The sequence below is a fragment of the Nitratiruptor sp. SB155-2 genome (genome assembly GCF_000010325.1).
In the GTDB taxonomy this organism is placed as follows: Bacteria; Campylobacterota; Campylobacteria; order Campylobacterales; family Nitratiruptoraceae; genus Nitratiruptor.
In genome coordinates this window covers 297,765-319,929 of sequence record NC_009662.1, presented here as the reverse complement: position 1 = coordinate 319,929, position 22,165 = coordinate 297,765, and the positions used below count along the sequence as shown (strand labels likewise).

Here is a 22,165-nt window from a genome sequence, read left to right as displayed (position 1 = left end):
CATCACATACTTAGTCGATTAAATTAGTTTATATTCCTCATAATTTTATTTTAAACTCTATCGCCCTATAATAATGTGTATCGAAATTCAAAAAAGGGGCAAATATGGCAAGAATCGTTGTATTAGGTGCTGGTGTCTCAGGACATACTGCTGCTACTTTTGCGAAGCATTGGCTTGGCGACAAACATGAAGTAGTAGTAGTATCTCCGAACAGCAAATGGAACTGGATCCCTTCCAATATCTGGGTCGGTGTCGGCGAGATGAAACCAGAAGATGTTATTTTTGAATTGGCTCCTGTCTATCAAAAAGCTGGCATCGATTTTCGGCAAGCAAAAGCTGTCTCAATTCATCCGGAAGGAAAAGAGGGAAGCGATAGACCATATGTAACGATCGAATATACTGATCCAAACAAAAAAGGTCAGACAGAAGAGGTAGAGTACGACTATCTTATCAATGCTACAGGTCCTAAACTCAATTTTGCGGCGACTCCTGGACTTGGACCAGATGAAGGTTACTCCCTTTCCGTATGTACGTATCAACACGCCGCTGAAGCGAACAACCACTTTCAAAATGCGATTGAGCGAATGAAAAAAGGGGAAAAAGTAAAATTCCTCATCGGTACAGGTCATGGTATGTGTACCTGCCAAGGGGCGGCATTCGAGTATATCTTCAACATCGAGCATGAACTCAGAGAAGCTGGGGTCCGAGACAAAGCGGAAATTAAATGGATCTCAAACGAGCAGTTCCTTGGAGACTTCGGTGTAGCAGGTCTTCATATCAAATGGGGTGGCCATATCGTCAGTTCCAAAGTTTTGGCTGAATCTTTATTTGCAGAACGTGGCGTTGACTGGATTACAGGTGCGCACGTTAAAGAGGTTCAAAAAGGAAAACTCCAGTACGAACTTCTCGATGGAACGGAAGGTGAAGAAACATTTGACTTTGCGATGCTCATTCCTCCATTTAGCGGTGTAGGACTCAAAGCCTATGATAAAGCTGGAAACGATATCACCGATAAAGTTTTCGCACCAAACGGCTTTATGAAAGTGGATGCAGACTATACGCCAAAACCGTTTGAAGAGTGGAAAGCGAGCGACTGGCCAAGATATTATCAAAACCCAGATTACGCAAATATGTTCGCAGTAGGTATCGCGTTTGCACCACCTCATCCAATATCCAAACCGGCAAAATCTGTCAATGGTACGCCAATCACTCCGGCACCTCCAAGAACCGGTATGCCTTCAGGAATCATCGGTAAAACTGTTGCACGAACAGTATGTGATGTCATCGAAGGAAAATACAGTCTAGAAGAAGTAAAAGAAAAAGGGCATCACGCTTCCATGGCAGAGATGGGTGCAGCATGTGTAGCTTCTACTGGTAAGAGTGTATGGAACGGTTCAGCCGTGGCATTGACAGTGTACCCGGTTGTACCAGATTATGACAGATTCCCAGGAACTGGACGGGATCCAGAATACACTTTTGGTGAGATCGGTCTTGCAGGTCACTGGATCAAACACATCTTGCACTATATGTTTATGTGGAAAGCGCAACTCAAACCAGGATGGACACTCATCCCTGAATAAGAAAAAGGAGCAATTATGGCAAAAGATTATTTAGACGTTCAAAAAAACATCAAACCATACGACGACAAAACATACGGAACAATGATTCCAGGGCCTTTCCAAAGGTTTTTAAGAACATGCAAAATCTGGCAATTTATCAGATTTATCATCATCAACCTCAAAATGTTGGCAGTCGTTTCTAAATCTCACCATTAAAACGAGGGGCTTCGCCCCTTGTACCTCAAAAGGAACCCGATGGCAAAGATTCTAACTTATCCTGACCATACACTATTGCAAATTTCTGGTCTTATTCGAGATTTTAAAGATCCAAAAATCAATGAAATCGTCGAAGAGATAAAAAAGACAATTGAAGAGAACAACCTCCAGGCACTAGCCGCTATCCAAATCGGCGAACCTCTACGCATTATTGTTCTGAAAAAGAAAGATGGCACCTATGAAGTAATGATCAACCCAACAATCTACGGCAAAGAGGGGCAATATTTCGCTTCAACGGAGAGTGATGAGAGTTTACCAAACATAGAAGTAACCGTCCAGCGCTATCCTGTTATAAAAGTCATGTACGAAGATCTTCAAGGCAACCAAAAATTCTATACAGCCAAAGATGATGAAGCGGTCCTGCTTCAGCGAAAGATCGATATGGTATTTGGCGGGTACCTGTTTGATAAGCTCTCAAAAAAGGAGCAGAAAAAGTTTTTCAAAGAGTATGGTAGTTATGGAGACACCTGTCCTACCTATTTCATAAAAGATAGAATCTTAACAGCGCTGCGCCTTTTTTTAGTAGGTCATTTTATCTTGCTCATCCTCTCTACTTTTGCAAATTTTGCAAAATTCGTTTTGACGTACAACACGTTACTTTTTTTCATAGAGTTCATATGGCTCATTGTTTTTGCTCTGTACGCAAAATATGAAACTACAAAATATAAAAATTGTACTTCATGCCAGGGAGCAAACGTTTTTGGAACAAGCGCCATCTATCTCGCTGCTATTCTCATTCTGTATGGAGGCTCATGGCTCGTAAAAAGCTATTTAGCGTAGAAAATCTCACACTCATTGCTATTGGAGCAGGGATCGCCTTTGGTTACTTCTTCCCTGCTCTCTCAACTGAACTCAAAGCAGTTGGAGATATCTATCTAAAACTTCTAAAAATGCTTATCATTCCTTTGGTATTTGCTTCTATATTTATCGCTATTGCCTCTTTGAGTGGTAAAGAGGAACTCAAGTCCATTGGAGTAAAAGCCTTTTTGTATTATCTGAGTACGACTGCTCTCGCAGTGTTACTTGGAATCGTTATCTTTCATCTTATCAATCCAGGTTCCGGCGAACACCTCTTGCAAATTCCGCAAAATGTAACGATCGAAAAAAAAGAGCTCTCACTCTCGGACTTTTTGCTCTCCTTTATTCCAGCCAATATCTTTGAAGCATTGAGCAAAGGAGCAATCTTGCCAATCATCTTTTTTACGATTCTTTTCGCAGTAGCCGCTCTTTTTATTCAACAAACGAAACGAACAGTGCTCTACAACTTCTTTGATAGTATCAATGATGCGATGATGGTTCTTGCAAGATGGGTTATCGCTTTAACACCGATTGGTGTCTTTTTTCTCATTGCGGCAACGGTAGCCAAGAATGGATTGGAACCGATTTTTGAGCTATACAGCTATGTATTAACGGTTCTTCTGGCTTTAATGTTTCATGCTCTTGTCACCCTCCCATCCATTGGATATTTCGTTGGAAGATTTAACCCATATCGCTATTTTCTTCAGATAAAAGAGGCACCTTTGATCGCCTTTTCTACTGCTTCAAGCTCTGCAACACTTCCTGTCAGTCTTGAAGTTGCAGAAGAAAAAGGAGGGGTGAGTAAAAAAGTAGCTGGATTCGTTTTACCACTGGGAGCCACTATCAACATGGATGGAACTGCTCTGTATGAATCGATTGCAGTTCTGTTCATCGCAAATATCAGCGGGGTAGAATTAAGTCTGGCTCAGCAAATCACCATATTCATCACCGTCACTTTCGCTTCTATCGGAGCGGCTGGGATTCCGGGAGCAGGACTCATTATGATGACAATGGTGCTTGACAGTGTAGGACTCCCTGTTGAAGCCATAGCGCTCATCATTACCGTTGATCGCTTTTTGGATATGTTCAGGACTGCTGTGAACAACTGGGGGGATCTGCTTGGGGCAAAGTTGATTCAGAAAGTTTTGTAGTCTTTTTCACTTTTTTTCGTTTCGCACTTTTGCTAAATTTGATCAAATCCTCTGTCGATTTCACTTCATTTGGCAGTTTTTCAAAGGACATTTGTAAAATTTTATACGCCGTTAACGCATCAGCATATGCCCGATGGCTCACAGCCGTATTGATGCCGAGTGTCTCATTGAGAAACTCCAACCCGTAACGTTCACTCTCAATCGTTTTTCTTGCCAGATCGATGGAACAAAGCTTTCTATTGGCCAATTTTTCCAAACCGAGCTGTTCCAGTTTACTTGAAATAAAATTGTAGTCGAAACGTACATTGTGTGCAACAAAAACAGCATCTTGTAAAAACTCTTTAAACGAAAGCAGCACCTCTTTTTGAGATGGTGCATTTTCCAGATCCTCTTGAAGGATGCCGGTCAATTTACTGATATACTCCGGAACATCCTCGGCATAGATAAAACTCTCGAAACGATCAATGATTGTATTGCCTTTGAATTTGATGGCTCCTATCTCGATCACTTGAGAAAACTCTGGTTTACTCCCGTTTGTCTCTATATCGACAACGACAAATTCCTGCTCTTGGTATGGCGTTATCGCTGTTTTCAAAAAAATTGTATTCTCTTTTTCATCCAAAGGGAATCCTCTGGCTTTGAGTGTTTCATAAATAATTTGAGGATCTTCAAACATGCCAAAAAGATTTTGCAAAAGCCCAAAAAACTGCTCTTTTTGCATCGATTTTTTGGTCAATTTGAAAGCCAGTTTTTCCAGTTTATTCAAACTTTGCCTTTTGGATAAACTCTCGAACTTTTTGGGGATCTTTTTTTCCTTTTCGAGCCTCTACTCCACTACTTACGTCTACACCGTAAAAACCGTACCGTTTCACTTCCGAAACGTTCTTTGGACTAAGACCTCCTGCCAAAACGATTTTTGAGCAGTCTATATTTTCGAACCACTCCAGTGCCACTCTTCGACCGGCTCCTCCAAACTCCGGTACATACGCATCTACCAACCTGTAGCGATCGGAAAATTGTAAGATATCTTCAGCACATTTTGCTCGGACTACTGGCAACGCTTTTGTTTGAAGCTTTTCAAAAAAAGACTCTTCCACGTCAAAATGGATCTGGGCAAGACTCATATTGCAATATGAGCAGATTTCATCGATCTTTACAGGTTCTTCGTGAACAAACAGTCCAACCCGTTCCACAAAGGGAGGAAGCTTTTTGCTGATTATTTTTGCCTCTTGGGGATGAATGTAGCGGGGAGATTTTTCATAAAATACAAATCCTAAAGCATCTGCACCGGCTTCTATCGCAACAAGTGCATCTTCAAGATTTGTAATACCGCAGATCTTTACTCGCACATTATACCTTGAGACTTGCTATTGCCTGTGCATAGTCCTTGTGTCCAAAGACATAACTTCCAGCAACCGCTACATCAACACCGGCGGCTTTCAGCTCATGGATGTTTTTATCGCTCACTCCTCCATCCACTTCGATAAGACACGAAGGATTATGCTTTTCAATCAGTTCTTTCGTCTGTTTGATTTTGTCAAAAACCGGGATAAACTTCTGCCCTCCAAAACCGGGATTGACACTCATCAAAAGGACCATATCTACATATTTGATGATCTCTTCAAGCACATTAACCGGAGTTGCTGGATTGATGACAATTGCAGGAGAGATACCATAATCTCTTATTTTTTGCGCAACTCTATGATGATGCTGTTCACTTTCGTAATGAAACGAAATATATTTTGGCTTCAGTGGGGCAAAAAGATCGACAAAAAAGCTATTGTCTTCCACCATCAGATGCACATCCAAAGGCTTCGTAGCCACTGCAGCAACTGCTTTGGCAACAACCGGTCCGATAGTCATATTTGGTACGAAATGGCCATCCATCACATCCACATGAACAAGATCCGCACCAGCTTCGCAAATATCGATCACCTCTTTAGCCAAAATTCCAAAATCGGCACTGAGTATACTTGGGGCTACGAGCATTCATATCCTTTGGGTAAAATTGGTATAATTATACCAAAAGCAAAAGCTAAAAATTAGTTTAAATTAAGCTATTCTTAATCATTTTTTTCATATCATTCAAAACTCAAAAAAACCAAATAAAGGTGAAGGCGATGTCCAAAAAATGTCAAGTAACTGGCAAAAAACCGATCACTGGTCACAATGTCAGCCACGCAAACAATAAGACAAAAAGAAGATTTTTACCAAATATAAGAACTGTACGTGTTACGCTTCCAGACGGCACTAAGAAAAAGATAAAAGTATCTGCAAAGGGTCTTAGAATTCTTAAAAAGAAAAATTTTCAAGTAGACCTGTAATACAGGTCCCCTTTCCTTCCCCACTTTTTTCAAAGGCTTGTCATGCGCTTCCAACTCTTTCCGATACAAAACCCGATTGAACATGTGCAAGGTTTTTATTGTGACGGAGTAATGGCCGGGCTTAAAAAAAATGGGCTCGATGTTGGATTTCTCTACTCAGATACTCCAGCCCATGTTGCGGCCATCTTTACGCGAAATAGATTTCAAGCTGCACCCATTAAGCATTTCCAAAAAAACGCCATACAGACAAGCAATTTCATTTTGGTCAACTCCAAAAATGCCAACGCCATGACAGGCGAAGAGGGTATTGAAGATATCGAAGAGGTTCTATCATCCCTTCAAACAAAATTTCCCTTGCACAATCCCATTATGAGCTCTACCGGAGTCATCGGCGTTCGACTTCCAAAAGAGAAAATCATCAATGCGGCTTTATCTTTTGATTTGAACGCTCAAAATAGTGAAAATTTCGCAAAAGCCATCATGACTACCGATACTTTTCCAAAATATATGGGATTCAAAGTGGAACTTGAAGATGGCACATCTTTTCATATTGCAGGATTTGCCAAGGGCGCCGGAATGATCAACCCAACGATGGCGACAATGCTCTGTTTCATTGTAACCGACGCCAAAGTTCCCGAAGAGGTGATGAAGCCTCTTCTTCAAAAACATGCACAAACCACTTTCAATGCGATCAGTGTTGATGGAGACACCTCTACAAACGATTCTGTTTTTTTAATGGCCAACGGAAAAAGCGAAGTATATGAAAAAGAGGCTTTCGAATACGCTCTTCACACCATCATGCACCATCTTGCTTTGCAGATTGTCAAAGATGGAGAGGGAGCGAACAAACTGGTAGCCTTTAAAATTACAGGCGCAGCCAACGACAAAGATGCTCAAATTGCCGCCAAAGCCCTTACAAATTCGCTTTTAGTGAAAACAGCGCTTTTCGGTGAAGATCCAAACTGGGGAAGAATCGCATCTACCATCGGTGCCAGCGGCATAGAGTGTGATGAAAAGAAACTCACGATCGCTATAGGGGATATCGTTGTTTATGAAAGAGGAAGAAACCTTTTTGACGATGCGCGAGAAAAAAAAGCGCACATTGTCATGAAACAGGATGAATTTGTCATCCATTGTGATCTAGGTCTAGGTGATGGAAAATTTACAGCATATGGCTGCGATCTTGGCTATGAGTATGTCAAAATTAATGCAGAATACAGAACCTAAATGATACAATTGAAAAGAAAAAAGGAGCAAACATGTTAGAAGAATTTCCACAAGAATTGATTCAAAAAATAAGACAGGAAAACCCTCATTTCGATAAGATCATCGAACGACACGAGGAACTGAAAAAGATCGTCAAAGATGTAGAAGAGGGCCGCGAACACATGGAAGACCTGGAGCTTGAAAAACTGAAACTGGAAAAACTAAAACTCAAAGATGAAGCATACGCTATCGTCATGCAATACAAAAAAGAACATGGACTGTAAAAATCTCCCTCTTTTTCGAGGGATACGCACTACTCTTTGAACCTGCCCATTTTCATCAATTTCTCATACCGCTTTTCTAGACGCTCTTTAGGATCCATCTGCATGAGCTCTCGAATATTTTGCAGATAATACTCTTTCAGGGCTTTTGCTGCGCCTTCTTTGTCTCGATGGGCGCCCATAAAGGGCTCATCGATAATATCATCGATAAGTCCCAATTCCTTCAAATCCTCTGCAGTTATTTTCAAAGCTTTCGTGGCCTGCTCAACCTTTGCCGGATCATTCCAAAGGATGGCTGCACACCCCTCAGGCGAGATGACACTAAAAACAGAATATTTCAGCATTGCCAACTTATCAGCAACACCGATGGCAAGCGCTCCCCCGCTTCCGCCTTCACCTATTACGATAGAGATAGTGGGAGTATCAAGCATGCTGAACTCAATAAGATTCCTCGCTATCGCTTCACTTTGCCCTCTCTCTTCGGCTCCTATCCCAGGATACGCTCCTGGCGTATCGATCAGCATTAAAATAGGGAGCCCGAATTTTTCTGCCATCTTTGCGGCTCGAAGTGCTTTTCGATATCCTTCGGGATGAGGCATTCCAAAGTTTCTTTTGAGCTTGTTTTTCGTGCCTCGCCCTTTTTGTTCCCCTATGACAAGAGTTTTTTGGCCATCGATGTACCCAAGGTAGCAAAGGATCGCAGGATCGTCACGAAAACATCTGTCTCCGTGGATTTCATATGCATCATCCAAAATGAGGCGGATGTAATCAAGGGCATAAGGTCTATCGGGGTGTCTTGCAAGCTGAAGCTTTTGGTAGTCACTTAGATTTTTATAAGTTTTGGAAGCCTCTTTTTGCAGGTCTTTTTCAAAAATCTCGATAGCGGCAGTATCGCCTCTTGCTTTTGCCGCTTCGAGTTCATTTTCAATCTCTTTGATTTTTTGTTCAAAATCGAGGTATGTCGCCAAGATCAAACCTTTTTGAATACGACAACACCGTTTGTGCCGCCAAATCCAAAAGAGTTGCTCATCACAATTTCCAAATCGGCTTTTCTTGCTTCATTTGGCACGTAATCCAGATCACAATCTGGATCTGGCTCTTCATAATTGATCGTTGGGGGAATAACCCCTTCTGTCAGCGCCATAAGAGTAATGACCGCCTCAATCGCTCCGGCTGCACCGAGGCAGTGCGCCGTTTGACCCTTTGTAGAGCTTACCGGAGGACAGTTCTCTTTCCCACCAAACAGCTTTTTGATCGCCATCGTTTCATACCAATCATTGTACTTCGTACTAGTCCCGTGAGCATTGATGTAGTCAACTCTATCCACTCCGGCCATCGCCAACGCGGCTTTCATGGCTCTATAGGCACCTTCGCCTTCAGGGGCTGGAGTCGTGATATGGTTCGCATCACCACTTTCACCAAAACCTATAAGTTCGGCGTAGATTTTTGCCCCTCTTGCTTTGGCTGCCTCATACTCTTCCAATACCAGTGCACCGCTGCCCTCTCCCATCACAAAACCGTTTCTTTTGGCATCAAAAGGACGTGATGCGTGCTTGGGATCGTCATTATAGGTAGAAAGTGCTTTCATCGCAGCAAATCCACCTATACCAATAGGGCAAATAGCAGCTTCAGAGCCCACAACAAGCATTCTGTCAGCACCACCAAGCATGATTGTTTTAGCAGCTTCTGTAATCGCATGAGTCCCTGCAGCACAGGCTGTCACACTGGAAAGATTGGGACCTTTGAGTTTGTGTTCGATAGATATAAAACCACCAAGCATATTTACAAGCGCTGAAGGGATAAAAAATGGACTAATTCTTCTCGGACCTCTTGTATTGCAGACAACAGAATTTTTTTCGATCGTCGCAAGTCCTCCGATACCGGATGCTGAACTGATACCGAATCTGTCATTGTCTACCTCGCCATCAAATCCGGCATCTGCCATCGCTTCACGTGCCGCCTTAATGCCTAGCTGGATAAATCGGTCCGCTTTTTTTACATCTTTTGGATCGAGTACCGTTGTAGGATCAAAATCTTTCACTTCCGCAGCAATTTTCACTGATTGATTAGAAGGGTCAAAAAGTGTTATATGATCAACTCCTGTCTCTCCATTAATAATCGCTTCGAATGAACTTTTTTTGTCATGTCCCAAAGAATTGATCATTCCAAGACCGGTTACAACAACTCTTCTCAAAACTACTCCCTATCCTTGATCTTTAGTCAATTGTACAAACTCACTAAAAACCAAGGGGGCTTGCCCCACTTGATTTAAGATTTGTGTTCTTCGATATATTTTACTGCGTCACCGACTGTTTGAATCTTTTCTGCGTCTTCATCAGGAATTTCGATACCAAATTTCTCTTCCAAAGCCATTACCAATTCCACAACATCTAAACTGTCTGCATTCAAATCTTCTACAAATCGAGACTCAGGTTTTACCTCATCAGGATTTGCGTTGAGTTGTTCTACAACAACCTCTTTGACCTGTTCGAAAATATCTGCCATTATGACTCCTTATCTGTATTGTATTCGCATGATTGTATCAAAATTTTCCTTATAAATACATTCCGCCATTAACCTTAATCGTCTCTCCTGTAATGTAACCAGCACCATCACTCAGTAAAAAAGCAACCGCTTCGGCAACCTCTTTGGGATCACCAAATCGCTTTAGTGGAATTTTGGATATATAGGCTTCTTTGATCTCCTCTTTGAGCTCTTTGGTCATATCGGTTGCGATAAATCCGGGAGTCACACAGTTAAAACGAATGCCTCGTGCAGCCCCTTCAAGGGCAAAGGATTTTGTCATCGCAATCATCCCACCCTTACTCGCGCTGTAGTTCACCTGTCCAGCGTTTCCTGTTTCGCCTACGATACTGGAGATATTTACAACACTGCCAAATCGTTTTTTGCTCATCGCTTTGAGAGCTTCTCGACATCCTATGAAAGCACTCGTCAAATTGGCTCGTATGACACTTTCAAAATCTTCTACGCTCATGCGCATAGCAAGTTTGTCTTTGGTAATACCGGCATTATTGACAAGATAACTTAGTTCCCCATCACTATCGATAATCGTTTTGATAGCCTCTATGAAAGCTTTTTCATCACTCACATCAAATCCGATAACCGCCGCTTCTCCACCGGCTGCTTCGATTTCAGCTTGTATCTTATCGGCTGCTTCGGCCCCACTTCGATAGTTGATCCAAACCTTTAGGCCATATCCAGCCAAAACTTTTGCGATCTGTGCACCAATCCCCCTGCTTGCACCAGTTACTAAAACATTTTTTCCGCTAAATTGCATTGCACTCCTTTTACCAAATATTTACCTAAATTTTAGTAATATTTCTCTTCAAATCACTTTAACTGTATCAAGGCAAACGATGCTCTACTATTTCTATTCAATTTTCCATATCAACATTTTCCAATACATCACAGTACGAGCCGGTATCGCCTTTTTTTTCGCGTTTTTCCTTACACTCTACCTGATGCCAAAATTTATCCGCTGGGCGATGAAAAAAAGTTCTTATCAACCAATCTACTCTTTGGCTCCGGAACATCACAAAAAAAAGGCCAATACCCCTACGATGGGTGGAGTGGTATTTATATTTTCTGCACTACTTGCTTCTTTGCTCACCGTCAAAATACACAATCCGTATGTACTAGGAGGTTTTTTAACCATACTTGGATTTTTGGCTATAGGCGTAATAGACGATTATGGCAAAATCACCAAACGATCCAACCAAAGTGGACTGAGTGCAAAACAGAAGTTCTTTTTACAAATTTTAGTGGCATTTGTCGTTTCACTCTTTCTATATGAATATGCCCATTTAAATAGCAACCTTTATGTCCCCTTTTATAAATACCCCCTTTTGGATATGAAAATATTTGGAATTCTTTTTTGGACACTTGTTATTGTTGCCACATCCAACGCCGTCAACCTTACTGACGGACTGGACGGCTTGGCTACCGTTCCTTCCATCATGGCTCTTACGACACTTGCCATTATTACCTATATTACGGGCAATGCGGTTTTGAGTCACTATCTTTTGCTTCCAAAAATTATCGGCGTTGGAGAAGTGAGCATCATAGCCGCTGCATTTGCAGGAAGCCTGATCGGATTTTTGTGGTACAACTGCCATCCGGCAGAGGTTTTCATGGGAGATAGCGGCAGTCTGACCCTGGGAGCTTTCATAGGATATATGGCTATCATCTCAAAAAGTGAAGTCCTACTCATTCTTATAGGCTTTGTCTTTGTCATGGAAGCACTCTCCGTTATCATCCAGGTTGGAAGCTTCAAATTAAGAAAGAAGCGGGTCTTTCTTATGGCGCCTATTCATCACCATTTCGAACAGAAAAACTGGAATGAGAGCAAAATCATCGTTCGGTTTTGGATCATTGCTCTGATTTCAAACCTTATAGCACTTATCACCCTAAAGATACGGTAATGATAGCACTTTTAGGATTTGGTAAAACAACGAAAGCGTTGGCAAAAAAGTTTGGAAACGTTGTGATTTTCGAAAATATACCAGAGCCTTACCACGACGAAGAGGGTTTTTTACATCAACCCTTTCATTCTTTTGATCCTGATGCATTTACTATTGTCGTACCGAGCCCTGGCATTCCTCCCTCTCATCCTGCCATCCAAAAAGCCAAAAATAAAATAGTAAGTGAATATGATCTCTTTGCCTCACAAATGCCCTATAGCATCTGGGTAAGCGGGACCAATGGAAAAACGACAACGACCCAGATGATTACGCATCTTTTATCAGAAAAAAAAGCGGTAGCAGGAGGCAATATCGGTACACCTTTGGCCGAACTCGATCAACATGCAAGGATATGGGTTTTAGAAACAAGCTCTTTTACATTGCACTATACGAAAATAGCCAAACCAAATCTGTATGTTTTACTTCCCATTACACCAGATCATATCAGCTGGCATGAAAGTTTTGAAGCGTATGAAAAGGCAAAACTTAAACCACTTTCAAAACTCAAAGAGGGAGAAGTAGCACTTGTACCAAAACAGTATGAACATGTCTCTAGCAATGGCTATCTCATAGGCTATGAAGGTATCGATGATCTATGTGATCGTTTCAATATAGATCCATATAAAATCAACTTTCACGGCGCTTTTTTACTCGATGCCCTCTTGGCACTTGCTGTGAAAAAAATAGTGTTTCACATGATCGATTATGAAGCAATCAACCATTTTTCTCTCGATCCACATAAACAAGAAGTGTTTAGGGATACAAAGGGGAGAGTCTGGATTGATGACAGTAAAGCCACAAACATCGATGCTACTTTAGCTGCAGTTTCACAACATAAAGATAAAAAGATCCATCTTATCCTTGGAGGTGATAATAAAGGCGTAGATCTAGAACCTTTAATCAAAAAACTTCCCAATGTAGAAATCTACGCAATTGGAAAAGCTGAACCACATATCACAGAACTTGCAAAAAAATATCGTATACCTGCCCATAGTGCCAAAACTTTAGAAAAAGCCGTCAATATGATAAAAAAGAGCATGAAAGAAGGAGAAATTGCACTTCTTTCTCCAGCATGCGCCAGTCTCGATCAGTTCAAAAACTATAAGGAACGCGGAGAAACGTTCAAACAACTTGTTTTAAGCTGATTTTCAACATTTGTAAGTATAATTTCATTCAACTTCGCTTGGCCAGATAGCTCAGTAGGTAGAGCAAGGGACTGAAAATCCCTGTGTCGGCGGTTCGAATCCGCCTCTGGCCACCACTCCAAAGTCCCCATAATATAGAAACCCAAAAGTTATATCCACTTTGATTTTCCAAGAAATTGTTATAATGATTGTATGGAATTTACATTTACACTATTGGGTTTGATAGTTGTTTTACTGTACATACTGCGTTTGGATGCAAGATATCCTATAATTGCAGCTGTATGGTATATCATTTTAAGTGTTAAGATAGACGTATTTTCTATTGCTGTCGCTTCAATACTTTCGTTTCTCATCCTGTTTCTGCCAAAAATGATCCGTTTAGCTCAAGGCTAATACTCAATATTTTGATGAGTCTACTTTTCAGCTATAAAAATGAACAAAAATGGAATCCAGCTCTTTACATTACGCTCCGATAGTACCTGTTCATATTTTGTCTCTCTACTTTAGTAAGTATTACCGATCCTCCAAAGACTTACCAATTTGCAAAAACTGCTCTTATAGCTCCTCCTCTTTGATCATATAAATCCACAAGTCTTGCTTTCTACTTTATTTGGCTTCTTGTTATACTTTCTTACAATCATGTTTAATCTCAACTCCATTCCATGGAATGTTTCAAATCAGATATTAAAAAAGTTGATTTTGTTTTATGGCAGATAAGAATTCAGATATGACAAATTCTATATTTGCTGAAGATAAAAAATTATCTTCAGCAAACTTTCTATTTTAAATACGTAGAGACTGCTTTGACAGCCTCACCAAAATTTTCATAAATATCATCTTCCTTGACCAATGATGGTATCAATTTGACCTTTGTTAATAGGTCTTTGGGCTGTTCTTGAAGTCCTGTAAAAATAACTTTTATACCTTTATCCTGTAAACTTAAAAGCGCATCTTCAATCGCATACAGTCCACTTTGATCAATAAATGGAACATTTTCCATACGAAAAATAACAACTTTCACGTCTGGAAGTTTCTGAATCAACTGTTTAAAATATGATGTAAACCCAAAAAAGATTGGACCTTCAAAATGTTGAATATATACTTGCTTACCAAATTTTTCAATAATCTCTTTTTCATCTGGTAAGACTTTAGAGTGATACAAATCTTCTAAAAGTGAGCTAAAAGATTTACTCTCAGCAAGATCGCTCATATTTTTCATAAAGAGCAATGCAGCTAAAATCATTCCAACAGCCACTGCTTGCAAAAGATCGACAAATACCGTCACAAACAATACAATTATCATAATCGCGGCATCTGCTTTTGGCACATGCATTATATGTTTCAAACCCTTGTAATCAATAATCCCAATCCCTACCGTAATCAAAATTCCTGCTAAAACTGGTATAGGAATAAGTTTTGCATATTCCCCAGCACCTAAAAGGATAATCAGCAAAACAACCCCATGAATCACTCCAGAAAGCTGTGTACGTCCACCTGCTTTAATGTTGACAACTGTTCTCATTGTTGCACCGGCTCCTGGTATACCTCCAATGAGACCTGCCACTGCGTTACCGATACCTTGACCAACAAGCTCTTTATTTGAATCATGTTGGGTTTTAGTCAGATTGTCTGCAACCAACGATGTAAGCAAAGAGTCAATAGCGCCAAGTGCTGCCAAAGTTATCGCCGGCACTAAAATAATAGTAACTATATCAAAATCAAAAGAGGAGAAAATCTCTGTCCTAATCTCAGGTAATCCTTCAGGTATGTGACCGATAATTGGAACATTGAGTCCTAAAATTGTTGAGGCAATAGTCAATACAACTAGAGCTACCAGTGTTGGAGGAATCTTTTTTGTAACCTTTGGAAAAAGATAGATCATTGCGATAGTCGTTAAAGATAGTAGCATTGCTTGAAGATTAATCTTTTCGGGAATAGTATGGAGAGAGTGCAATATGTCCAAAATCTTCTTGGGAGATTCAAGTCCAAAAAATGGAAATATTTGTAAAATTATTATAATAACGCCTATCCCGCTCATAAAACCAGAAACTACAGGATAGGGCACATAGCGTATATATTTTCCTATACCTACAACACCCATAAGAATTTGAATAATACCTGCCAGTACAAAAGTTAACAGTATTGCTCCCATTGCAGCATCCAAAGAGCCATAATACTCTGTAATTGTAATAACAACCCCGGCAGTTACAACTGTCATTGGCCCTGTCGGGCCACTAATTTGAGTCTTCGTCCCACCAAAAAGTGATGCAAAAATCCCCAAAGCTATTGCGCCATAAAGCCCTGCGATTGCACCTAATCCTGACTGCAATCCAAATGCGAGTGCCAATGGTATTGCAACTATTGCAGCAGTAATTCCACCAAAAATATCTCCCGTTAAATCTTTTTTTGAAATCATTTACTGCTCCTTATTCTGTTCAAATGGTTTAAACTCTTTGGATTCCATATCAAAATATTCGATGCCTCCTGTTTCCAAATCATAAATCCATCCATGGATTATGATTTCTCCAGTTTCTACTTTCTCTTTAACAGTGGGATAGGTCAATAAATTCTCTATTTGCGTTATGACAGAGTATTTTTCAGTCAATCGCAAGAGCTCAGAGGTTGGTTCATCTGTTTTCATTTTAGATACAGCCATCTCTTTTGCTTTGCTTCCTAGTGCAAGCCATCTTTTAGTATGAACAAAAGATTTTTCATCCAAACCTGTATAGAGAGAGTTGATTGCACCACAATGGGTATGACCACAAACAATTATCTCTTCAACTTTTAGTGCTTCAACTGCATATTCTATCGCCGAAGCAACCGCATGATAACTGTTATTTGGAGAAAACGGTGGTACAAAGTTACCAACGTTTCTGATGATAAAAAGATCACCAGGATCGGTTTGAGTGATAAGATTTGGAATCACTCTTGAGTCTGAACAGCCTATAAAAAGTGCCTTTGGATGCTGTCCGTATTTGACTAGATCAGTTAGCCTGTTTTCAAATTTTTTAAAATAGTGATTTTTGAAATTATTATTCCTGTTGCGCCAAAATAATAGTTTTTCTTGCATAGTATCTCCCTATTGTTCAATTAATTGTGTTTGTATAGTTTTGTAGATGTTTGGGGAAAGATACTATACGATAGGGGGTTTGAAGATTTTGTGCAGATTGTGGTTATCAAATAAATCAGTATCACGAAAATTTAATACTTTTTCTAGAATCATATATAACATGGAATCTAGACTTAGATATTTTATGTTATCCTCTAGCTCCTCCTTGTCATTGCAATCCTCCTTTTCATTATAATCTTTATTTTTTTCTTCACACAAAATTTGAATATCACTCTGCAAAGGAATAAATGTGGTAGTAACTGAATCAAGGATAAATAAAGAAAGTAAAAGAAGAAGCATAAATCTTATATTTTTCATAAGAATGAGTATATATAAACCAATATCTTTTGTCAAATATGTGTATGATTCCAATACACATGGTACTCATAATGCTTTTTAAGAAAATATTGAAATGAGGCTTAAAAGAATATACATAATTTTGGATGAGAAGAAAACTCCCTGTGTCGGTGGTTCGAACCCGCCTCTGACCACTATCCTCAAAAACTAACTTATATATTTATTCAAAATTAAAGAATATGTAATTTTTACGTTATACAACAAGACTATCCAACAAAACATTGATATTCCTTGATATCGTTTTTAAAAATAGCTTTGATATAATCAAACCTATTCAAACTAAATTAAACATGACATTTTCATATTTTGGAGTTCATATGAAAATATTTTTAATGCTGATTATGCTTACTCTATACTCTTTTGCCAGTGAAAACATAGAAAAACTACTGCAAGAATATAGAAAAGAATCGGAATTGTCCAAAGTTACCAAAAAAGAGAGTGCGGGGCTAATAGATATTTTCACACGTGACGATCTAGAAAAAATGCAGGTACGCACACTTCTTGATGTTTTAAAGATAGTCCGTCTTCTTCATTTAACAAGAACTCCCAATAATGTCCATCTCTTCTCATTTCCTTCAGCTGGATATCTACCTCTTAGTGCAATACGTCTTTATATAAATGATCATGATATGACCTCTTCTTCTTTTGGTAGTGCATTACTGATATGGGGTGATATGCCGATAGAGTATATCGATCATATCGAGTTTTATAGAGGTTCATCCTCTATTGAATTCGGCAATGAAACTGGTCTTTTTATTATTAAACTCTACACAAAACGACCGGAACGTGAAGAGGGTGGAAAAGTTAGACTTCTTTTGGATAACAAAAATAGCTACGAAACGGATCTTTACTACGCACATACTACTGACACCAAACTTTCATGGTTTGCATATGTTAATAGTGAAAATATCAATCATAAAGACTATTTCCATCTCAACCATAGAATAAGCAGTGATAAAGATGGATACAATATGTATACAAATATATTTTATAACGATTACAGAATCGAGATAGGCAATTACAAAAAAAAGAGTGATTCCTTTTTAGGACATAGTAGAAACTATACACCTGATGGTGGAGGACTGGAAGCCCAGCATCAATATATCCACATAACAACATCGAACAAATATGACTACAAGTTTCAAGTTGCCTATGATAACTTATATTATGACAGAACGTATATTGATCCGTCAGGAGTTCCTGCCGGCAACTTAGGATTAGTAACATATTACAAAACACATTTTAAAGACGATATCTTCTCATTGGTTGCAGAAAGGTTTTTTGAGTATGGAAAAAATTCTATTTTACTCGGTGGATTTTATAAATATAAAAAATTTACTATGGATGGGAGATTTGATACTACAACGACTAGCTATGGAAACGGACTGAAATTGTTTTCATTATATTGTGAAGACAGATACAAGATAGATGAATATAAAACTGTAGTAGCCTCCTTCAAGCAAGATTTCTATCGATATGACAAAGTTGTACCAAACAGAAACAGATCGGTAGTAAGAATTGGATATTTACAAAACTTCAACAATGGGAAATTCAAAATTTTTCTTATCGATACGTATCAACCTATTGATTTCTACAAACTCTACTCTCCTAATAAAATACCTTTTAAAGCAAATAGCAAACTAAAACCGCCCGAAATATTTGCATTGGCATCTAGTCTGCAATATAAACTTGATGATCAACACTCTTTTCGTTTCCAATTAGGTTTTAACAAAGCGAAAAACCCTATTCTCTACACACCTTCAGGATATCAAAATTATAGTGGCAATGTTATTAGAAAAACCACATTTTCTATAGAATATGACTATCATCAAGATCTGTTCAATAGATATAAATTGGCTATTTTTAGAGGATACAATAATCAAAATATAGAATATTCCCCAAAATACGGAGCTTTTTTTCAAGCATTCAACACTTATGGGAAACTCGATCTGTATAATGAACTCATCTATAAAAGCAGTTATGAATATGCTGGTATTAAAGTTGATGCATCAATTGATTATACTGCGGCTATTAAATATCACATTACAAAAGATCTGTCTCTTGGGATCCGGGGAGAAAATATTTTCGGTAGAGGTTTTAAACAAGCATATCGTAATTTTCCGTATGCCATACCTGTAACAGATAGAAAATTTTGGATCAATGTGGAGTATCTATTTTGAAAAAGTTTTTTTTAATATTGGTATTTACATGCTTTTTGTTGAGTTCTCCTCTTACGACAGAACAAAAAATCTATACGACGATCTTGAAAGCCCTTTTCCCAAAAGACTCCATCATTAGAATATGGACCGATGATCCAACAAAAGAAGATCTTTTAAAACTGTTACCATTGAATATAAAATTAACTCACAAATCGAATGCAGATATATTAATTCTTTACCATACACCCAATATTAAAACAGATAAAATGATTTTTGTGGGTTCATACAATCTTTTAAAGATTTACAAAGAGCAGGCTATAGGTGGATTTTATTGGCAAAAAGGACGGCCAAACCTTATTTTTATTAAACCAAATTTACAAAAGTATCATCTGATATTACCAAAAGAACTCCAAAAATATGAGGAGGAGTCCTTTTGAAAAACTATAAATATGTATATTTTTTGTTAATTACTATTATTCTTATTTCAATAACATATCTCTTTTTTACAGTTTCATATGCGAATAGACATTTCCTAACCAATATAGAAAATATTTTTACCCAACAAGCAAAATATTTTGCAAACAATATAGAAGATCTCATAAAAAAAGAGATTCCCAATAATCTCTATCCAACTCTTCAAAAAAATCCTCAATTACGAAAAAACCTTCAAGAAGCTCTCTCACTGCTTATTACTCCTACATTTAAATATGTCTATGTGCTCTATAGAGACAAAAAGGGTAAATATAGGTATCTTTTGGATGGGAGCAAAAGTGACAGAGGTGAGTTTGACGCACCATTGAATGTTGATAAAAAACGTTGGAACAAAGTATATGATAGTAATACAGAAGAGATTATTTCAGAATTTGATATAGGAACACTATGGGGTACCTATCTCAAACCTATTCAGTACCATGGAAAAACGCAAGCAATTATTGCAATCGATTTTTCTACCAATCTACCCAAAACAGTCAATACTGTTATACAGCCTATAAAAAATATTTTCTATTACATTTTTCTCTCTATTGCTCTTCTACTTATGATTGTTCTTTGGCAAACATATATCAATATCAAAACCAAAAAAGAAAGTTTTTTAGATCCTCTCACTCAAATTTACAACCGTAAGTTCCTACGAACATTTCTCACTAGTTTTCAACCCGATCGGTACCAAATTCTTATGCTTGATGTCGACCATTTCAAGAAAATCAATGATGTTTATGGTCATAAAGCTGGAGACTTCATTTTACAAGAAGTTGCCAATTTGATGAAAAAAAATATTCGTGAAGAGGACTATTTAATCCGATATGGCGGGGAAGAGTTTTTGCTCTTCATTCATAGAGAAAATAAAAATTCCAATATAGCAATCGATATAGCAAACCGTATCAGGAAAATTATAGAAATAAAAGATTTCATCTACAATAACCATCATATTAAAATAACAATCTCCGTAGGAGTCAACCTCCATCCAGAACATTTTAAAAATCCGATAGAAGCTATCAAATATGCAGATGAAATGCTTTATATCGCTAAAAGACAGGGAAGAAACCAGGTTATCGATGGAACTGTTTCAACACAAAAGGGCAATTTCCAAGATATCAATATCAACAGTGTTAAAGAAGCTCTAGAAGAAAATAGAATCATTTGTCATTATCAACCAATTAGAGATTTATATACAGATAAAATAGTAAAATTTGAAGCATTGGCACGAATGTTTGATCAAAATGGCAACATTGTTCCGCCAAATAGATTTTTGACCCCGATCGCATATACAAATGTGTATAATGACTTAACCAAAAGGGTCATTGAAATTGTTTTTAATGCCATAAAAAAATACAAAGTACATATTAGCATCAACCTCAATGTCTCTGATCTTTTAGATAACGTTATCTATACAACGATATTAAACGAGATTGAACGCAATAAAACATTGGCAAAATGGCTTACCATTGAACTTTTGGAGTACGAATCAAGCCATATGGAACAATTAAAACAAAGGCTCAATAAAATTAAAACCTACGGAATAGAGGTTGCTATAGATGATTTTGGAAGTGGATATTCCAATTTTACCATTTTTCAGCATCTACCGATCGACATTTTAAAAATAGATGGTGAATTAATTAAAAATTTGGAGCAGTCACGTATTTCCTATACTATCACAAAATCTATCGCTCTTTTTGCTAATGAACTCAATATAAAAACAGTAGCAGAATTTATTCACAATCAAAAAACATTAGAACTTGTCCAAAGACTTGGTATACGATATGGACAGGGATTCTATCTTGGAAAGCCAGAAACGTTAGAGTTTTACATAAAAAACTAATTCTTGGCGCGCCCGGAGAGATTCGAACTCCCGACCTACAGAACCGCAATCTGTTGCTCTATCCAGCTGAGCTACGGGCGCAAAAGCGTTGGAATTATACCATAATTTTACTCCAACCAAATATCAAGAACGATCAAAACGAAAAAAACGATTCCTAAATAGCCATTGACAGTAAAAAAAGCTCTGTCGATTTTCGAAAAATCTTTCGCCACGATTCTATGTTCATACCATAACATCACTGCTGAAACTATCACAGCCAGATATGCAAAAAAGCCAAGATGTGCTTCGATGACAAAGAAAAACCAAAAGAGTATCGTTAAAGCATGAAAGAGTTTTGCCAAAAAGAGCGTACATGTATGACCATAGCGAGACGGAATAGAATAAAGACCCATTTTCTTATCAAATTCCATATCTTGTAAAGAATATAGCAGATCAAAACCCGCTACCCAAAACATAACACCCAAAGCCAAAAAAACACTCCATAGCGTTATCTTCGCTTCTACTGCTACCACACCAGCTATAGGAGCAAGCCCCAATGAGAGGCCCAAAATCAGATGTGCAAGCTCGCTAAACCGTTTAAAATAACTATACCCCCCAAGAACAAGGAGAATGGGAATAGATAAAGCAAAAGCCAACCAATTGATCATATAGGCAGTGGCGACAAATACAATCGCATTGAGAATGATAAAAGCAAGTTGCCACTCCTCTTTGATCCGACCATCTACACTCGGACGTGTAGCGGTTCTTGGATTGAGCCTGTCAATATCTCTATCAAGATATCTGTTCACGCCCATAGCGAAATTTCTTGCACTTGCTGCAGCGATTATGCCCAAGATGAAAAGTCTCCATCCAAACCAACCATTCGCTGCAACGACCATCGCTACAAAAATAAAAGGAAGACTAAAAATGGTGTGTTTGAACATCACAAATTCATTGAAATCGTGTAACAGTTTTGCAATCTTTCCCATCACCACTCCATGGACGTTTTTGGTATTATAGTAT

22 protein-coding genes and 2 tRNA genes are annotated in these 22,165 nt (G+C 38.5%); 13 read left to right on the top strand and 11 right to left on the bottom strand.

The annotated features are described in order from the left end of the window. Nucleotides 1-104: 104 nt before the first annotated feature. The 4 genes from NIS_RS01780 to NIS_RS01765 are packed head-to-tail and all read left to right on the top strand — an operon-like array spanning nt 105 to nt 3,784. Entirely contained in the window at nt 105-1,580 is a 1,476-nt protein-coding gene (locus tag NIS_RS01780) for an NAD(P)/FAD-dependent oxidoreductase (protein WP_012081703.1), read from the top strand. A 15-nt stretch (nt 1,581-1,595) separates the two neighbouring features. After that, nucleotides 1,596-1,775 (top strand): hypothetical protein, encoded by a 180-nt coding sequence (locus NIS_RS01775; RefSeq protein WP_012081702.1) that lies wholly within the window; start codon nt 1,596-1,598, stop codon nt 1,773-1,775. A 39-nt stretch (nt 1,776-1,814) separates the two neighbouring features. After that, nucleotides 1,815-2,615 (top strand): peptide deformylase, encoded by an 801-nt coding sequence (locus tag NIS_RS01770; RefSeq protein ID WP_012081701.1) that lies wholly within the window; start codon nt 1,815-1,817, stop codon nt 2,613-2,615. Further along, nucleotides 2,588-3,784, top strand: coding sequence for a dicarboxylate/amino acid:cation symporter (locus NIS_RS01765; protein ID WP_012081700.1), 1,197 nt, complete (start codon nt 2,588-2,590; stop codon nt 3,782-3,784). Before NIS_RS01770 ends, NIS_RS01765 begins: the two co-directional genes overlap by 28 nt. Here the strand turns inward: NIS_RS01765 and NIS_RS01760 are convergent. From NIS_RS01760 to rpe, 3 genes are read right to left on the bottom strand one after another with little or no spacing between them, the layout of a single operon-like run. Then, a complete protein-coding gene (locus NIS_RS01760) occupies nt 3,720-4,550 on the bottom strand; it encodes a 3'-5' exonuclease (RefSeq protein WP_012081699.1) in 831 nt (276 codons plus the stop codon). The genes NIS_RS01765 and NIS_RS01760 overlap by 65 nt on opposite strands. Beyond that, on the bottom strand, nt 4,543-5,133 hold the full coding sequence (locus NIS_RS01755; RefSeq protein ID WP_012081698.1) for a phosphoribosylanthranilate isomerase: 591 nt from the start codon (nt 5,131-5,133) through the stop codon (nt 4,543-4,545). The genes NIS_RS01760 and NIS_RS01755 overlap by 8 nt, the downstream gene beginning before the upstream one ends. A 1-nt stretch (nt 5,134) precedes the next feature. Beyond that, complete coding sequence (gene rpe, locus NIS_RS01750; protein WP_012081697.1) at nt 5,135-5,773, bottom strand: ribulose-phosphate 3-epimerase; 639 nt, start codon at nt 5,771-5,773, stop codon at nt 5,135-5,137. A gap of 131 nt (nt 5,774-5,904) precedes the next feature. Here rpe and rpmB point away from each other — a divergent pair, with 131 nt between their 5' ends. The 3 genes from rpmB to NIS_RS01735 are packed head-to-tail and all read left to right on the top strand — an operon-like array spanning nt 5,905 to nt 7,598. Beyond that, the gene (rpmB, locus tag NIS_RS01745) at nt 5,905-6,108 is read left to right on the top strand and encodes a 50S ribosomal protein L28 (RefSeq protein ID WP_012081696.1); all 204 of its coding nucleotides are present in this window, start codon (nt 5,905-5,907) and stop codon (nt 6,106-6,108) included. 42 nt (nt 6,109-6,150) lie between these two features. Further along, nucleotides 6,151-7,335: a bifunctional glutamate N-acetyltransferase/amino-acid acetyltransferase ArgJ gene (gene argJ, locus NIS_RS01740; RefSeq protein WP_012081695.1), complete on the top strand. Its 1,185-nt coding sequence runs from the start codon at nt 6,151-6,153 to the stop codon at nt 7,333-7,335. Between the two features lie 32 nt (nt 7,336-7,367). Continuing rightward, nucleotides 7,368-7,598, top strand: coding sequence for a DUF465 domain-containing protein (locus tag NIS_RS01735; protein WP_012081694.1), 231 nt, complete (start codon nt 7,368-7,370; stop codon nt 7,596-7,598). 29 nt (nt 7,599-7,627) lie between these two features. Here NIS_RS01735 and accA read toward each other — a convergent pair whose 3' ends face one another. The 4 genes from accA to fabG all read right to left on the bottom strand — a co-directional run bounded on the left by accA (nt 7,628) and on the right by fabG (nt 10,893). Beyond that, nucleotides 7,628-8,563 (bottom strand): acetyl-CoA carboxylase carboxyl transferase subunit alpha, encoded by a 936-nt coding sequence (accA, locus tag NIS_RS01730; protein WP_012081693.1) that lies wholly within the window; start codon nt 8,561-8,563, stop codon nt 7,628-7,630. Nucleotides 8,564-8,565: 2 nt separating this feature from the next. Further along, nucleotides 8,566-9,789: a beta-ketoacyl-ACP synthase II gene (locus NIS_RS01725; protein WP_012081692.1), complete on the bottom strand. Its 1,224-nt coding sequence runs from the start codon at nt 9,787-9,789 to the stop codon at nt 8,566-8,568. Between the two features lie 74 nt (nt 9,790-9,863). Further along, entirely contained in the window at nt 9,864-10,100 is a 237-nt protein-coding gene (gene acpP, locus NIS_RS01720; protein WP_012081691.1) for an acyl carrier protein, read from the bottom strand. A 49-nt stretch (nt 10,101-10,149) separates the two neighbouring features. Further along, nucleotides 10,150-10,893 carry a 3-oxoacyl-ACP reductase FabG gene (fabG, locus tag NIS_RS01715; RefSeq protein WP_012081690.1) on the bottom strand — a complete coding sequence of 248 codons (744 nt, stop codon included), beginning with the start codon at nt 10,891-10,893 and terminating at the stop codon, nt 10,150-10,152. Between the two features lie 79 nt (nt 10,894-10,972). Here fabG and mraY point away from each other — a divergent pair, with 79 nt between their 5' ends. The 3 genes from mraY (at nt 10,973) to NIS_RS01700 (ending at nt 13,337) form a co-directional block, all read left to right on the top strand. Then, nucleotides 10,973-12,037: a phospho-N-acetylmuramoyl-pentapeptide-transferase gene (mraY, locus tag NIS_RS01710; RefSeq protein WP_012081689.1), complete on the top strand. Its 1,065-nt coding sequence runs from the start codon at nt 10,973-10,975 to the stop codon at nt 12,035-12,037. After that, nucleotides 12,037-13,221 (top strand): Mur ligase family protein, encoded by a 1,185-nt coding sequence (locus NIS_RS01705; protein ID WP_012081688.1) that lies wholly within the window; start codon nt 12,037-12,039, stop codon nt 13,219-13,221. Before mraY ends, NIS_RS01705 begins: the two co-directional genes overlap by 1 nt. A 40-nt stretch (nt 13,222-13,261) precedes the next feature. Then, nucleotides 13,262-13,337 (top strand) — tRNA-Phe (locus NIS_RS01700). A gap of 662 nt (nt 13,338-13,999) precedes the next feature. On the opposite strand, the gene NIS_RS01695 is transcribed toward NIS_RS01700, so the two are convergent. Together NIS_RS01695 and NIS_RS01690 are read right to left on the bottom strand one after the other, a co-directional pair. Further along, nucleotides 14,000-15,637 (bottom strand): SulP family inorganic anion transporter, encoded by a 1,638-nt coding sequence (locus tag NIS_RS01695; RefSeq protein ID WP_012081687.1) that lies wholly within the window; start codon nt 15,635-15,637, stop codon nt 14,000-14,002. Further along, nucleotides 15,638-16,291 (bottom strand): carbonic anhydrase, encoded by a 654-nt coding sequence (locus NIS_RS01690; protein WP_012081686.1) that lies wholly within the window; start codon nt 16,289-16,291, stop codon nt 15,638-15,640. It lies immediately after the preceding gene. Nucleotides 16,292-17,004: 713 nt separating this feature from the next. On the opposite strand from NIS_RS01690, the gene NIS_RS01680 reads away from it, so the two are divergent. Genes NIS_RS01680 through NIS_RS01670 form a run of 3 tightly spaced genes read left to right on the top strand, consistent with a single transcriptional unit; the run spans nt 17,005 to nt 21,163 of the window. Beyond that, nucleotides 17,005-18,867: a TonB-dependent receptor plug domain-containing protein gene (locus NIS_RS01680; RefSeq protein ID WP_012081684.1), complete on the top strand. Its 1,863-nt coding sequence runs from the start codon at nt 17,005-17,007 to the stop codon at nt 18,865-18,867. A gap of 38 nt (nt 18,868-18,905) precedes the next feature. Further along, nucleotides 18,906-19,283, top strand: coding sequence for a hypothetical protein (locus NIS_RS01675; RefSeq protein WP_148164056.1), 378 nt, complete (start codon nt 18,906-18,908; stop codon nt 19,281-19,283). Continuing rightward, nucleotides 19,280-21,163: an EAL domain-containing protein gene (locus NIS_RS01670; protein WP_012081682.1), complete on the top strand. Its 1,884-nt coding sequence runs from the start codon at nt 19,280-19,282 to the stop codon at nt 21,161-21,163. Before NIS_RS01675 ends, NIS_RS01670 begins: the two co-directional genes overlap by 4 nt. Before the next feature lie 4 nt (nt 21,164-21,167). On the opposite strand, the gene NIS_RS01665 is transcribed toward NIS_RS01670, so the two are convergent. Then, nucleotides 21,168-21,244 (bottom strand) — tRNA-Arg (locus NIS_RS01665). 26 nt (nt 21,245-21,270) lie between these two features. Next, on the bottom strand, nt 21,271-22,131 hold the full coding sequence (gene mqnP / locus NIS_RS01660) for a menaquinone biosynthesis prenyltransferase MqnP (protein WP_012081681.1): 861 nt from the start codon (nt 22,129-22,131) through the stop codon (nt 21,271-21,273). Between the last annotated feature and the right edge of the window lie 34 nt (nt 22,132-22,165).

Excerpts from the sequence above, each read along its gene's own strand:
- NIS_RS01780 (WP_012081703.1), top strand. The coding sequence starts at position 105 with ATGGCAAGAATCGTTGTATTAGGTGCTGGTGTCTCAGGACATACTGCT.
- NIS_RS01775 (WP_012081702.1), top strand. The coding sequence starts at position 1,596 with ATGGCAAAAGATTATTTAGACGTTCAAAAAAACATCAAACCATACGAC.
- NIS_RS01770 (WP_012081701.1), top strand. The coding sequence starts at position 1,815 with ATGGCAAAGATTCTAACTTATCCTGACCATACACTATTGCAAATTTCT.
- NIS_RS01765 (WP_012081700.1), top strand. The coding sequence starts at position 2,588 with ATGGCTCGTAAAAAGCTATTTAGCGTAGAAAATCTCACACTCATTGCT.
- rpe (WP_012081697.1), bottom strand. The coding sequence starts at position 5,773 with ATGCTCGTAGCCCCAAGTATACTCAGTGCCGATTTTGGAATTTTGGCT.
- rpmB (WP_012081696.1), top strand. The coding sequence starts at position 5,905 with ATGTCCAAAAAATGTCAAGTAACTGGCAAAAAACCGATCACTGGTCAC.
- argJ (WP_012081695.1), top strand. The coding sequence starts at position 6,151 with ATGCGCTTCCAACTCTTTCCGATACAAAACCCGATTGAACATGTGCAA.
- NIS_RS01735 (WP_012081694.1), top strand. The coding sequence starts at position 7,368 with ATGTTAGAAGAATTTCCACAAGAATTGATTCAAAAAATAAGACAGGAA.
- acpP (WP_012081691.1), bottom strand. The coding sequence starts at position 10,100 with ATGGCAGATATTTTCGAACAGGTCAAAGAGGTTGTTGTAGAACAACTC.
- fabG (WP_012081690.1), bottom strand. The coding sequence starts at position 10,893 with ATGCAATTTAGCGGAAAAAATGTTTTAGTAACTGGTGCAAGCAGGGGG.
- mraY (WP_012081689.1), top strand. The coding sequence starts at position 10,973 with ATGCTCTACTATTTCTATTCAATTTTCCATATCAACATTTTCCAATAC.
- NIS_RS01705 (WP_012081688.1), top strand. The coding sequence starts at position 12,037 with ATGATAGCACTTTTAGGATTTGGTAAAACAACGAAAGCGTTGGCAAAA.
- NIS_RS01695 (WP_012081687.1), bottom strand. The coding sequence starts at position 15,637 with ATGATTTCAAAAAAAGATTTAACGGGAGATATTTTTGGTGGAATTACT.
- NIS_RS01690 (WP_012081686.1), bottom strand. The coding sequence starts at position 16,291 with ATGCAAGAAAAACTATTATTTTGGCGCAACAGGAATAATAATTTCAAA.
- NIS_RS01680 (WP_012081684.1), top strand. The coding sequence starts at position 17,005 with ATGAAAATATTTTTAATGCTGATTATGCTTACTCTATACTCTTTTGCC.
- mqnP (WP_012081681.1), bottom strand. The coding sequence starts at position 22,131 with ATGGGAAAGATTGCAAAACTGTTACACGATTTCAATGAATTTGTGATG.